This is a genomic window from Sphingomonas sp. Leaf38 (assembly GCF_001421825.1).
In the GTDB taxonomy this organism is placed as follows: Bacteria; Pseudomonadota; Alphaproteobacteria; order Sphingomonadales; family Sphingomonadaceae; genus Sphingomonas.
This window is the reverse complement of the sequence record NZ_LMLD01000010.1, coordinates 291,199-303,718: the sequence shown is the minus strand read 5'-3', so window position 1 is coordinate 303,718 and position 12,520 is coordinate 291,199. Positions and strand designations below refer to the sequence as shown.

The following is a 12,520-nucleotide window of genomic DNA, read 5'->3' as shown; positions in this document are numbered from 1 at the left end:
TGCGGAGAATAACGTCGGGTTTCGATCAATCTGAGGCGTGGCGGTGGCGAATGCGGGGGTAGTTCTGCCGCTGCCTTGGACACGTCCTCCTTCGACCGGGGGGCAGCGTGGTGCGCCGGGGCCTGCGAAAGCTGTTTCGTCGCAAAATGCCGTGATCCTTTCCTCTACCGGCGCCGTGCCGCATGAGGGGGCCGGATAGGTGAGGGAACGAGCATGAACGACGGAACGACGCGACGCGGAGTGCTGGGCGCGATGGGGGCGGTAGGCGCGACGCTCGCCCTGCCTGCTGCGGGCGCTGCGAGCCGTTCGGGCGTGCGTCTGGTCGCGGGTACGTACGCGCGCGAAGGCGGCAAGGGCATGTATCCGATCGCCTATGATGGATCGCGCTGGCGGGTCGGGACGCCGATCACCGGCATCGAAGATGCGTCGTTCGGGATCGGCGGTGGCCCCAGCGGTACATGCTATCTGGTCCGCGAACGGACGCAGGGCGATGTCTCTGTCTATGCCCCCGGCTTGGCTCAGCGTGGGGCGGTGTCGACGGGGGGCGCCGATCCCTGCCATCTCGCGCTCGATCGGGCGTCCGCCTGCCTGGTCGCGGCAAACTATTCGAGTGGCAGCATCGCATTCTACCGGCTCGATCCGCGTACCGGCCTGCCCGGCGCGCCGACGCTGTTCCGTCACAGCGGGAGCGGTCCCGACCACAGCCGGCAGGAGGCGCCGCATGCGCACTGGGTCGGGTTCAGTCCCGATCGACGCTGGCTCCATGCGGTCGATCTCGGGGCCGACGCGATCTTCGCCTATCGCTTCGATCCGCGCGCGCGAACGTTGCAGTCCCCGACAGTCGCTTGGCAGGCCCCCGCAGGTGCCGGTCCGCGCCATATCGTGCGGCATCCACGGCTGCCGATCGCCTATGTCGTCTGCGAACTCGCCAATGCGGTGATGGCGCTCGACGCGCGCGCAGACGGCGGTTTCGACACGCGTCACGCCGTCTCGACCTTGCCCGCCGGGCACACCGGCGCGTCGCAGGCTGCGCATATCGCGATCGATCGCGCCGGGCGGCGGCTCTACGTATCCAATCGCGGCGACGACAGCATCGCGGTCTTCGCGCTCGACGCTGCCGGCGCGCCGACCCTGCTCCAGCATGTTGCGACTGGCGGGCATTGGCCGCGCATGTTCCTGTTGCTCGACGCTGATCAGCGGCTGGTGGTCGGCAACGAGCGGTCGGGGACGCTGACGGTGTTCCGCGTCGCGACCGACGGTCGTCTGACCGCGACGGGCGAGGTGCTCGGGGTACCTGGAATCGTGTTCCTGGGGCAGTTCGGCTGACCGGGCACGTTCCCCGCGTGAGCCGCCTGTTTTGCGGTTTGTGTCGTAATATCCTATATTCGTCATAGCTTGGCACGCGACGCTGCAGATGCCGGCCTTGGGGAAGGATACCCGTTGCCACACGACGAACAGTTACCGGCGCTTGCCCGGACGGGCATCGCAGGGCTCGACGACATTCTCAACGGCGGGCTGACCCCCGACCGGATGTATCTGGTGGAGGGCACGCCGGGCACCGGCAAGACTACGTTGGGGCTGGGGTTCCTGCTCGCGGGTGCCGCGGTCGGCGAGGTCGGTTTGTATATCACCCTGGCCGAGACCGAGGTCGAATTGCGCGCCGTCGCGCGAACGCACGGCTGGTCGCTCGATCCGCTGACGTTGTTCGAGATGGTGCCCGCCGATGGTCTGGGCGAGGATCACGAGCAGACGTTGCTGCATCCGAGCGAAGTCGAACTCGGCGAGACGATTCGCGACGTGATGGCGAAAGTCGACGAGATCCACCCGGCGCGCGTCGTGATCGACAGTCTGTCCGAACTCCGCCTGCTCGCACAGAGCCCGGTGCGGTATCGCCGCCAGATTCTCGCGCTCAAGCATTTCTTCTCGACGCGTGCGTGCACCGTCCTGTTCCTCGATGACAAGAGCGGCAGCAGCGGCGACCTGCAACTCCACAGCATTGCGCACGGCGTGATCTCGCTCGAACAGACGCTGTCGGGGTTCGGCGCGCAACGCCGTCGGCTGCACGTCGTCAAGATGCGCGGTGTCCGCTACCGCGGTGGCTATCACGACTTCGAGATCGAGCGCGGGGGACTTTGCGTCTACCCGCGTCTGGTCGCGTCCGAACACGGCGAACCCTATTCGGATGAGGCGATGTCGACCGGGTCGAGCGAACTCGATGCGTTGCTGGGTGGCGGACTTATTCCCGGCACCGCGACGTTACTGACCGGGCCCGCGGGCGTCGGCAAGACCACGGCTTCGGTCCAGAGCATGATCGCCGCGCTCAAACGGGGCGACCGCGCTGCGTATTTCCTGTTCGACGAACGCCTGCCGACCTTGCTCAAGCGGAGCGCTGCGCTGGGCATGGATCTGGCGCCGTTCGTCGACAGCGGTCAGCTCGAACTGCGTGCGATCGATCCTGCCGAGATGTCGCCTGGCGAATTTTCGGGGGCGGTGCGTGCGGCCGTCGAGGTTCATCGTGCCAAGGTGGTCGTGATCGACAGCTTGAACGCGTATCTCCAGGCGATGCCGAACGAGCAGTTCCTTATTCTGCAGATGCACGAAATGCTGACCTATCTAGGCCAGAAGGGGATCGTCAGCCTGCTGATCCTCGGATTGCACGGCATCACCGGCGACATTCGTTCGGATGTCGACCTAAGCTATCTGTCCGATACGATCGTCCAGCTGCGGTATTTCGAGGCGCAGGGGGAGGTCCGTCAGGCGATTTCCGTGATCAAGACCCGGACCGCACGGCACGAACGGACGATCCGGGAGTTTCAGATCGGTAGCAGCGGGCTTCACGTCGGCGAACCCCTGCGACATTTCCAGGGCGTATTGACCGGCGTCCCGACCTATTCCGGTGAAGGGGAGACGCTTATGGGAAGTCGGATCGGACTCGCGGACACGCAGCGCTAGCATGGAAAACCGCGTCCTCATCCTGGCACCGCGCGGACGGGACGCCGTGATCGCAGCGGATCTGCTCGCTCGCGACGGCATCGTCGCGACGATCTGCGATGATCAGGCGGCGTTGCTTGCGGCGCTTGACGATGCGGCGGGCGTGGTATTGCTGACCGAGGAAGCGCTGACGACCGGCGATCCCGCGCGGCTGGCGGAGTGGGTCGCGGCGCAACCGAAATGGGCGGACATCCCGTTCGTCGTACTCGCCAACGGGACCAAGACACCGCGGACGTTGCGCGCGACCGAGCGGCTGCGCGAGCTCGGCAACGTCGTGCTGCTCGAACGGCCGCTGCATGCCGAAGCGATGCTCGGCGCAATCCGTTCCGCGCTGACCGCGCGCGGCCGGCAATATGAACTGCGCGACGTCGCGGTGACGCTCGAGCGCGCGGTCGAGGATCGTACCGCCGAACTGCGATCGGCGCGCGAAAGTCTCGAGATCGCGCTCGAGGCGGCCGGGATGGGCAGCTGGGATATAGACCTGCTGACCGGAGAAGCGCGCCGGACGCAGCGGCATGACGAGATCTTCGGCTATCCGGCAGGCCTTGCCCATTGGAACGTCGACACCTTCCTCAAACATGTCGATCCCAAGCAGCGGTCCGCGGTGAAGCAGGCGTTCGACGATGCGTTGCGCTCGGGAACGCTCGATCTGGAATGCAGCATCGATGCGGCGGACGGGGTGCAGCGCTGGATCGTCGCCAAGGGCCGCGTGCGCTACGACGATGCCGGTAATGCGGTGCGGATGACCGGCGTGGTTTCCGACGTCACCGATCGCAAGGAAGCCGATGCGCAGCTCGCGCAGGCGCAGAAGATGGATGCGATCGGCCAGCTGACCGGTGGCGTCGCGCATGACTTCAACAATCTGCTGACCCCGATCGTCGGCAGCCTCGATCTGATGCGGCGGCGGCACAAGGACGACGAGCGGACGCAGCGGATGATCGGCGGCGCGCTCCAGGCGGCCGAACGCGCGGCGACGCTGACGCAGCGCCTGCTGGCGTTCGCGCGGCGGCAGGCTCTTCAGCCGCGCGCGGTCGATATCGGTGCGTTGATCGACGGGCTGGTCGACCTGATCCGCCGTTCGCTCGGGCCGTCGATCACCGTCGTGCTCGAAGTGCCGCGGCACCTGTCGTCAGCGCGCGTCGATCCCAACCAGCTCGAACTTGCGCTGCTCAATCTCGCGATCAACGCGCGCGATGCGATGCCGGGGGGCGGGCGGCTAACGCTGTCGGTCAGCGAAACCGTGGTCGACGACCGCAACACCGTGGGGCTTGCGGCGGGCAGCTATGTTCGGCTGACCTCGGCCGATACCGGGATCGGCATGGACCGCGCGACGCTCGCACGCGCGACCGAGCCGTTCTTCTCGACCAAGGGCGTCGGCAAGGGCACTGGGCTGGGCCTGTCGATGGTCCACGGGCTGGCCGCGCAGTCGGGCGGCACGCTTCGCCTGACGAGTGAGCCGGGGGCGGGGACCGCGGTCGAGCTCTGGCTTCCCGCGACCGCAGAAGCGCCTGTCGACACGGTCGAGACCGCATCGGAACCGGTCCAGGCGCGGCGCGGCGCGAAAGTGTTGCTGGTCGACGACGAGGATCTGGTACGCGCCGCGACCGCCGACATGCTGCGCGACATCGGTTATGTCGTGGTCGAGATGGCATCGGCGAGCCAGGCGCTGTCGGCGATCCGATCGGGCGTCGATGCCGATATCCTGGTCAGCGACTATCTGATGCCCGGCATGACCGGGGGGCAATTGATCAGCGAATTGCGATCGTCTGGCAACCGGATGCCGGCGTTGCTCGTCACCGGCTACGCGGCGGCGGGCGAGGACGTCCCCGACGACATCACCCGCCTCGCCAAGCCGTTCCGCCAGATCGATCTGGCCGCGCGCGTCGACGAACTGCTGCGGCAATCGCCCGCGGGCCGGCCGAAACTGCGCGCGGTCGACTAGGCCTCAGCGCATCATCCGCGCGATCGTCTTCGCCGCGGCCGCGCCATAGGGCGGCTTGAGCCCGGCGAGCTTAGCGACGTCGAGCCGCGATTGCTTGAAGACCGCGCGTGCGTGGCTGAAGGTTCGGAAGCCGTCGATGCCGTGATAGGCGCCCATCCCCGACGGGCCGCTGCCGCCGAAGGGAAGGTCTTCCATCGAGACGTGGAAGACCACGTCGTCGAGCGTCACCCCGCCCGAGATCGTCCGATCGAGCACGCGGCGGCGTTCGCCCTCGTCGCTGCCGAAATAATACAGGCCGAGCGGCCGGTCGCGGCGGTTCACCTGTGCGATCGCGTCGTCGATCCCATCATAGCGACGGATCGGCAGGACGGGGCCGAAGATCTCCTCCTGCATCACGATCATGTCGTCGGTCGCGTCAAGGACGATGTGCAGCGGCATCTTCCGCGAGTTCGCGCTGGCGAAATCCTCGTTCGCCGGGTTCACCACCTCGACCGTCGCGCCCTTCGCACGCGCGTCTGCGATCCAGTCGGTGAGGCGCTGGTGGTGGCGATCGTTCACGACCGAGGTGTAGTCGGCATTGGCAAGCAACGTCGGATACATCGCGCTGGCCGCCGCCTTTATGCTGTCGACTACCTTCGCCTCGTCCGCCGCGGGGACGAGCATGTAGTCGGGCGCGAGGCAGATCTGCCCGGCGTTCATCATCTTGCCGAGCGTTACGCGTTCGGTCGCGCGCGTGATATCCGCCGATGCGCCGAGTATCACGGGCGACTTGCCGCCGAGTTCGAGCGTAACGGGCGTCAGATTGTCGGCGGCGGCGTGGAGGATGTGGCGGCCGATCGCGGTCGCGCCGGTGAAGATGAGATGATCGAACGGCAGCGCGGAGAACGCCTTGCCGACGTCCGGCCCGCCCGAGACGATCGCGACTTCCTCCGGCGCGAAATAGCGGCCGACGATCTCTTCGAAAAGCGCGGCGGTGGTGGGCGTGTATTCGCTCGTCTTGGCCATCGCGCGATTGCCCGCGGCGAGCACGCCTGCGAGCGGCGCCATCAGCAGGTTCACGGGGAAATTCCACGGCGCGATGATGCCGACCACGCCCTTGGGCTGATATTCGACCCACGCCTTCGCGCCGAGCAGCCCGAGCGGGAACTGCACCGGTCGGCGGTCGCGCTGCATCCAGCGGTCGAGATGCTTGGCGGCGTGCGCGATCGGCGCGAGCGATGCGCCGATATCGGTCATCATCGTCTGTTCGCGACTGCGATGCCCGAAATCCTCCGACACCGCGTCGCAGAACCGCGCAGCATTGTCCTTCACCATCGCCGCCGCGCGCTTCAGCCGATCGAGGCGGACGGCGCGGGTGACGGGCATCTCGGCCATGAACGCGTCACGCTGGGCGGCGAGGATGGTGTGCATATCGGTCATTGGAGGTCCTTCAAGGCACGAGCACGATCTTGCCGACATGCGTGGCGGCGGCCATCGCGGCGAATGCGTCCCGCCATTCGGCAAGGCGGTATATGGCATGGACGCGGGGCCGAAGGCGACCTTCTCCCGCCATCGCCCATACCGAATCGAGGTTTTCCGCACCCAGCCGGGGAAAGCGGCGTGCATATTCCCCGGCACGGACGCCAATCACGGAGAAGCCCTTGATCAGCGCGATGTTGGTCGGCAGCGTCGCGATCCGGCCCGACGCGAAGCCGACGACCAGCAGTCTTCCCCCGAACGCGGTGCAGCGGGTCGATTCGTCGAAGACGTCGCCGCCGACGGGATCGACCACGATGTCCGCGCCCCCGCCGGTGAGATCACGTACCGCAGCGCGAAAGCCGGGTGCCGGCAGGGTCGCGGCGGGCGAATAGGCGTCCGCGACGATCTGCAACTTCTCCGGCGAGCGCGACGTGGCGATCACGCGCGCGCCGAGCGACTGCGCCAGATCGACCGCCGCGAGCCCGACCCCGCCCGTCGCGCCGTGAACCAGCACCCAGTCGTCGGTCGCCAGCGCGCCGAGCCGGACGAGCCCGACATAGGCGGTGAGGTAGGCGACGCCGATCGACGCGGCCTGCGCATAGTCGAGACGGGCGGGGATGGCACGTGCAGCGCTCGCATCGCAGGCTAGGATCTCCGCGAACGCGTCGAGGCGGGTTCCGCAAACGACCCGGTCGCCGGAGGCGAAGCCGCTTGTCGGATCCGCCTCGATCACCTCACCCGCGGCCTCCATCCCGGGCACGAACGGCAGCGGCGGTTTGAGCTGATACTCGCCTCGCGTCATCAGCAGATCGGGATAGTTGAGCGACGCCGCGCGCATCCGCACCAGCAACTGTCCGGGCGACCGCGTCGGCTCGGCGATGTCGTCGAGCGCCACCCCCGACAGGTCAGACGACAGCGCCGAGACGCGAACCGCTTTCACGCGCCGACCGGCAGATCCCGGAACGCCTGATCCTTGTCGACGCGGATTTCGCCGGGGAGGCCGAGGACGCGTTCGGCGATGATGTTCTTGAGGATCTCGTCGGTGCCGCCGGCGATGCGCAGGCCGGGCGCCCACATCGTCGCGGCGTGGAACGCGCCCTTCAGCGGGGTCAGCGCGGGGTCGGCGATGATGCCGTATTGATCGCCCGCCTCGACCGCGGTGTTGCCGATCGCCTGCAGCTGGTTGGCCGCGACGATCTTGCCGATCGAGCTTTCGGGGCCGGGCACCTGGCCCTTCGACAGAGCGGTGATCGTCCGCATCCGCGTGTTGCGCAGGCCCTCGGACTGGACCCACCAGTCGGCGAGCTGCTGGCGGAACGCGGCGTCCTTGAGCAGCGGGCCGTCCGCGCCGCTCGCCTGGGCGGCAAAGGCGAGGATGTCTTCGGGGCCGACGCCGCCGCCCGTTCCGATCGCCAGACGCTCGTTCATCAGCGTGAACAGCGCGACCTTCCAGCCGCCGTCGATCGGGCCCAGCCGCTGCGCGTCGGGGATGCGGACGCCGGTGAACCAGACCTCGTTGAAGTTCGAGCCGCCCGACATCTGGTGGATCGGCCAGATCTCGATTCCGGGTGCCTTCAGGTCGAGCCAGAACATCGTCAGGCCCTGATGCTTGGGTACGTCCGGGTTGGTGCGGACCAGGACGATCCCGTAATCGCTGTAATGCGCGCCCGAGGTCCACACCTTCTGGCCGTTGACCACCCAGTCGTCGCCGTCACGCACCGCGCGCGTGCGGATCGCAGCGACGTCGGAGCCGCCGGCGGGTTCGGAGAAGAGCTGCGACCAAATCTCGTCGCCGCGGACCGCGGGGCCGACGAACCGCGTCTTGGTCGCATCGTCGGCATAGGCCATCACGGTCGGCACGCACATGCCAAGCCCGATCGTGAAATAGCTGCCGTCGACCGCGTGGCGCGCCTCTTCCTGCCCGAAGATGACGCTCTCGATCGGCGTGCCGCCGCCGCCGCCCCATTCGCTCGGCCAGGTGATGCAGGCATAGCCGCCCGCCGCTTTCCGCGCCTGCCAGGCCTTCGCCTTGGCCATGTCGTCGGGATAGTGGCCGGCGTCGTGCTCGGCAATGTTCGCGTCGAGCCACGCGCGGGCTTCGGCGCGGTAGGTGGCTTCGTCGTCGCTGTCCTTGAAGTCCATGGTCTGCTCCGATCAGGCCGCGTTGCGCATTTCGAGTTGGCCGACGAGGCGTTCGCGCCAGGCCGCTGGGGCGCCCGCGACGAGTGCGAGCTGGCGCGAGCGGCGGTAATAAAGGTGGCAGTCGGACTCCCAGGTGAAGCCCATCCCGCCATGCGTCTGGATATTCTCCTTCGACGCGAACCAGTATGCGTCGGACGCGGCGACGCGCGCGGTCGCGGCGGCGAGCGGCAGTTCGGCGGCGCCTGCGTTCAGCGCCCAGGCGCCGTAATAGGCGTTCGATCGCGCGAGTTCGGACTTCACATACATGTCGGCGAGCTTGTGCTTGATCGCCTGGTACCCGCCGATCTGTCGCCCGAACGCGTAGCGATCGAGCGCATAGCCCTTCGCCATCTCGAGACAGCGATCCGCGCCACCGAGCTGTTCGAACGCGAGCAGTACCGCCGCGCGGTCGAACACCGCTTGCATCGCAGCGATGCCGTCGTCGGTGCCGAGCCGTTCGCAGCGTGCGTCGGTGAAGGTGAGGCGCGCGGCGCTGCGCGTCGGGTCGAGCGTTTCGAGGATTTCGATGACCACGCCTGCACCCTTCTCGACGAGGTAGAGCCCGTCGCGCGCGAGGACGACGATCAGGTCGGCGACGTCGCCGTCGGTGACGGGAATCTTTTCGCCCGTCAGCGTGCCGCCGGAAACGGTCGTGCGGATCGACCGCGCGGTGACGGGGCCCGCGCCTTCGGACGTCGCGAACGCGCCGATGACGTCGCCCGCCGCGATCCGGGGCAGCCACTTCACCTTCTGCGTGTCGCTGCCGTAGAGCATCAGCGCCTCGGCGACGAAATACACGGTCGAGGCGAACGGGATCGGCGCGCAGGCCCGACCGAGCTCCTCGGCGATCGCGCAGAGTTCGATATGGCCGAGCCCGAGCCCGCCAAATTCCTCGGGGATCGCCGCGCCGAGCCAGCCCTGTGCGCCGACCGCCTTCCACAATGCCGAGTCATAGGCGGTGCCGGGATCGTCGAGCACCGCGCGGACGCGGTCGCTGCCGCACTGCGCGGCGAGGAACTTGCGCGCCTCGTCCTTCAGGAATTTCTGGTCGTCGGAATAATCGAAGTTCATGCAGGGTCCTTCGCATGCGCCCAATATTCGTCGCGGAGCAGGCGCTTGTAGAGCTTGCCCGTCTCGTGCCGCGGCAACGCGTCGCGGAAGTCGATGCGGCGCGGCGCCTTGACGTGGCTGAGGTTCGCGCGCGCAAACGCGCTGAGTTCGGCGGCGAGCTGCTCGCGGTCTTCGGACGGATCGGCGGGACAGACGATCGCCACCACCTGTTCGCCCATCTCGTCGTCGGGCGCGCCGATCACTGCGACGTCGGCGACCTTGGGATGCGTGACGAGCAGATTCTCGATCTCAGTCGGATAGATGTTCACGCCGCCCGAGATGATCATGAAGCTCTTGCGGTCGGTGAGGTAGAGATAGCCCTCCTCGTCGAGCCAGCCGACATCGCCAAGCGTCGTCCAGCCCTGCGCGTTGGCGGCCTCCGCGGTCCTTTCGGGATCCTTGTGATATTCGAACGCGCCGCCGCCCGCGAAATACACGTCGCCTTCGGTGCGCGGCGGCAGCGCGGTGCCGTCCTCGTCGCAGATCATCGTCTGCGCGGTCAGGTTGCGGCCGACCGAGCCCTTGTGCGCCAGCCATTCCGCGCTGGAGATCGCGCAGAACCCGTTGCCCTCGGTGCCGGCATAATATTCGCCGATGATCGGGCCCCACCAGTCGATCATCGCCTGCTTGACCGGGATCGGGCAGGGGGCGGCGGCGTGCCAGACGGCCTTCAGCGACGACACGTCGTAGCGCGCGCGAACCTCTGGCGGGAGCTTCAGCAGCCGGATGAAATGCGTCGGCACCCATTGCGCGTGGCTGACCCGGTAGCGTTCGATGGCGAGGAGTGCGGCTTCGGGATCGAAATGCTCCATCACGACGACGGTGCCGCCGACCTGCTGCACCGCCATCGACCAGCGCAGCGGCGCGGCGTGATAGAGTGGCGCGGGGGAGAGATAGACCATCTCTGGCGTGAAGCCGTACAGCCCCTTCCCGAGCATCACGAGCGGCGAGACATTGGTCCCGAACGGCTCGTCCGACAGCGCGTGCTTGACGCCCTTCGGCTTGCCCGTGGTTCCCGACGAATAGAGCAGGATGCCGCCGGGCGACGGATCGGCGATCGGCGTCGCGGGCATCGCGTCGCGCGCGGCCTCGTACGAGTCATAGCCGTCGATCGCACCGTCGACCATGTAGCGCCGGACGTCCGGGAGCAGGGGGACGAGACCCGCCGAGACCCCGGCGCATCCCTTGCTCGCGATCAGCACGCGGCAATCGCCGTCGTCGATGATGTACGCGGCCTCGCCCGCGGTCAGCTTCGACGACAGGCACGTGCAATAGACGCCGGTGCGCTCGGCGGCCCACATCACCTCAAGATAGCGCGGCGAATTGTCCATTAGCACCGCGATGCCGTCGCCGCGTTTCAGCCCGAGCGAGCGGAGCAGATGCGCCCCCTGGTTCGCGCGTGCGTCGAGGTCGCGATACGTCACCGTCTCGCCCGTCGCCGCCATGATGTAGGCGGGTTTGTCGGGCGTCGTCAGCGCATGCGCGACGGGATGCATCAGACGCGCTCGATGATGATCGCCGGCGCCATCCCGCCGCCCGCGCACATCGTCACGAGCCCGCGCTTCAGGTCGCGGCGTTCGAGCTCGTCGAGGATCGTCCCGATCAGGATCGCGCCGGTCGCGCCGATCGGATGGCCGAGCGCGATCGAGCCGCCATTGACGTTCACCTTGTCGCGATCGAGCTTGAGGTCGCGGATGAACTTTTCGGCGACCACCGCAAACGCCTCGTTGATCTCCCACAGGTCGATGTCGTCGACCGTGAGCCCGGCCTTCGCCAGCACTTTCCGCGCGGCGGGGACGGGGGCGTTGAGCATCAGCGTCGGGTCGTCGCCCATGTTCGCCATCGCGACGATCCGCGCGCGCGGTTTGAGGCCGTGCTTGGCGGCATAGTCGGCGCTGGCGAGCAGCACGGCGGCCGCGCCGTCGACCACACCGGAGGAATTGCCGGCATGATGAACGTGCGCGATTTCGAGATCGGGATAGCGGCGGTTGATCTGTTTACGGAAGGTCGTGCCCTTGTCGTCGAGCGGTATGTCGGCGATCCCCGCGAATGACGGACGCAGCGCGGCGAGGCCCTCGGCGGTTGTGTCGGGGCGGGGATATTCGTCCTTCTCCAGCACCAGCGCGCCGGTGGCGTCGGTGACGGGGACGAGGCTGCGATCGAACCGCCCTTCGGCGATCGCCACCGCGGCGCGACGCTGGCTCTCCAGCCCGAGCGCTTCGAGCGTTGCGCGGTCGATCCCCTCGATGCTCGCGATCGCATCGGCGCAGATGCCCTGGTTGGATTGCGGATGCGCCGCGTCGAGCCGCGCGTTGCCCGAGCCGATCCCGAGCGGCCGTTTGCCCGCCGCCATGTCATCCTGCATCATCGTCGTGGTCAGCGACATCATCTCGGTGCCACCGGCGATGACGAGGTCTTCCATCCCGCTCATGATCTGCGCCGCGGCGAAGTTCACCGCGGTGATCCCGCCGCCGCAGAACCGGTCGAGCGTCGTCCCGCTCGCCTTGACGTCATAGCCCGCGTCGAGCGCCGCCATCCGCCCCAGATCGCCGCTCTGTTCGCCGCGCTGAGTCGAGGTCGACCAGATGATGTCGTCGATGTCGCCGGTGTCGAGATGGTTGCGCTCGGCGATAGCCTTCAGGACGGTTGCCGCGAGATGCTGCGGGTGCATATGGGCCAGCGCGCCCTTGCCGGTCTTGCCGATCCCGCGCGGGGTACGGACGGCGTCGATGATCAGTGCCTCGGCCACATCGCTCTCCTGTTGCACCCGCCGGTCTGCTCCGATCGTAGTGCCTGTTGCCGGATTGCGTCCGGCTTCGTTACGACGTAACATTCGTT

9 protein-coding genes are annotated in these 12,520 nt (G+C 67.6%); 3 read left to right on the top strand and 6 right to left on the bottom strand.

Features of this window, described 5'->3' with window-relative positions; translation table 11 throughout:
- Positions 1 to 213 precede the first annotated feature (213 nt).
- The 3 genes from ASE88_RS06940 to ASE88_RS06930 all read left to right on the top strand — a co-directional run bounded on the left by ASE88_RS06940 (position 214) and on the right by ASE88_RS06930 (position 4,933).
- Positions 214 to 1,326, top strand: a complete 1,113-nt coding sequence (locus tag ASE88_RS06940) for a lactonase family protein (RefSeq protein WP_056476960.1) — start codon at positions 214 to 216, stop codon at positions 1,324 to 1,326.
- Positions 1,327 to 1,440: 114 nt separating this feature from the next.
- Positions 1,441 to 2,952 (top strand): ATPase domain-containing protein, encoded by a 1,512-nt coding sequence (locus ASE88_RS06935; protein ID WP_056477189.1) that lies wholly within the window; start codon positions 1,441 to 1,443, stop codon positions 2,950 to 2,952.
- Position 2,953: 1 nt separating this feature from the next.
- Positions 2,954 to 4,933, top strand: a complete 1,980-nt coding sequence (locus tag ASE88_RS06930) for a hybrid sensor histidine kinase/response regulator (protein ID WP_055879147.1) — start codon at positions 2,954 to 2,956, stop codon at positions 4,931 to 4,933.
- A 3-nt stretch (positions 4,934 to 4,936) separates the two neighbouring features.
- Here the strand turns inward: ASE88_RS06930 and ASE88_RS06925 are convergent, their stop codons facing one another.
- The 6 genes from ASE88_RS06925 to ASE88_RS06900 are packed head-to-tail and all read right to left on the bottom strand — an operon-like array spanning position 4,937 to position 12,431.
- Positions 4,937 to 6,343, bottom strand: coding sequence for a coniferyl aldehyde dehydrogenase (locus ASE88_RS06925; RefSeq protein WP_414893511.1), 1,407 nt, complete (start codon positions 6,341 to 6,343; stop codon positions 4,937 to 4,939).
- Positions 6,344 to 6,362: 19 nt separating this feature from the next.
- Positions 6,363 to 7,331, bottom strand: a complete 969-nt coding sequence (locus ASE88_RS06920) for an NADPH:quinone oxidoreductase family protein (protein ID WP_056476953.1) — start codon at positions 7,329 to 7,331, stop codon at positions 6,363 to 6,365.
- A complete protein-coding gene (locus tag ASE88_RS06915) occupies positions 7,328 to 8,533 on the bottom strand; it encodes an acyl-CoA dehydrogenase family protein (protein WP_056476951.1) in 1,206 nt (401 codons plus the stop codon). The genes ASE88_RS06920 and ASE88_RS06915 overlap by 4 nt, the downstream gene beginning before the upstream one ends.
- Before the next feature lie 12 nt (positions 8,534 to 8,545).
- A complete protein-coding gene (locus ASE88_RS06910; RefSeq protein WP_056476948.1) occupies positions 8,546 to 9,643 on the bottom strand; it encodes an acyl-CoA dehydrogenase family protein in 1,098 nt (365 codons plus the stop codon).
- Positions 9,640 to 11,178 carry an acyl-CoA synthetase gene (locus tag ASE88_RS06905; RefSeq protein ID WP_056476942.1) on the bottom strand — a complete coding sequence of 513 codons (1,539 nt, stop codon included), beginning with the start codon at positions 11,176 to 11,178 and terminating at the stop codon, positions 9,640 to 9,642. Before ASE88_RS06905 ends, ASE88_RS06910 begins: the two co-directional genes overlap by 4 nt.
- Positions 11,178 to 12,431, bottom strand: a complete 1,254-nt coding sequence (locus ASE88_RS06900; RefSeq protein WP_055879170.1) for an acetyl-CoA C-acetyltransferase — start codon at positions 12,429 to 12,431, stop codon at positions 11,178 to 11,180. Before ASE88_RS06900 ends, ASE88_RS06905 begins: the two co-directional genes overlap by 1 nt.
- Positions 12,432 to 12,520: the final 89 nt, after the last annotated feature.

Bases quoted from the DNA above. Each gene is read 5' to 3' on its own strand.
- ASE88_RS06940 (WP_056476960.1), top strand. From the start codon at position 214: ATGAACGACGGAACGACGCGACGCGGAGTGCTGGGCGCGATGGGGGCG.
- ASE88_RS06930 (WP_055879147.1), top strand. From the start codon at position 2,954: ATGGAAAACCGCGTCCTCATCCTGGCACCGCGCGGACGGGACGCCGTG.
- ASE88_RS06925 (WP_414893511.1), bottom strand. From the start codon at position 6,343: ATGCACACCATCCTCGCCGCCCAGCGTGACGCGTTCATGGCCGAGATG.
- ASE88_RS06915 (WP_056476951.1), bottom strand. From the start codon at position 8,533: ATGGACTTCAAGGACAGCGACGACGAAGCCACCTACCGCGCCGAAGCC.
- ASE88_RS06910 (WP_056476948.1), bottom strand. From the start codon at position 9,643: ATGAACTTCGATTATTCCGACGACCAGAAATTCCTGAAGGACGAGGCG.
- ASE88_RS06905 (WP_056476942.1), bottom strand. From the start codon at position 11,178: ATGCATCCCGTCGCGCATGCGCTGACGACGCCCGACAAACCCGCCTAC.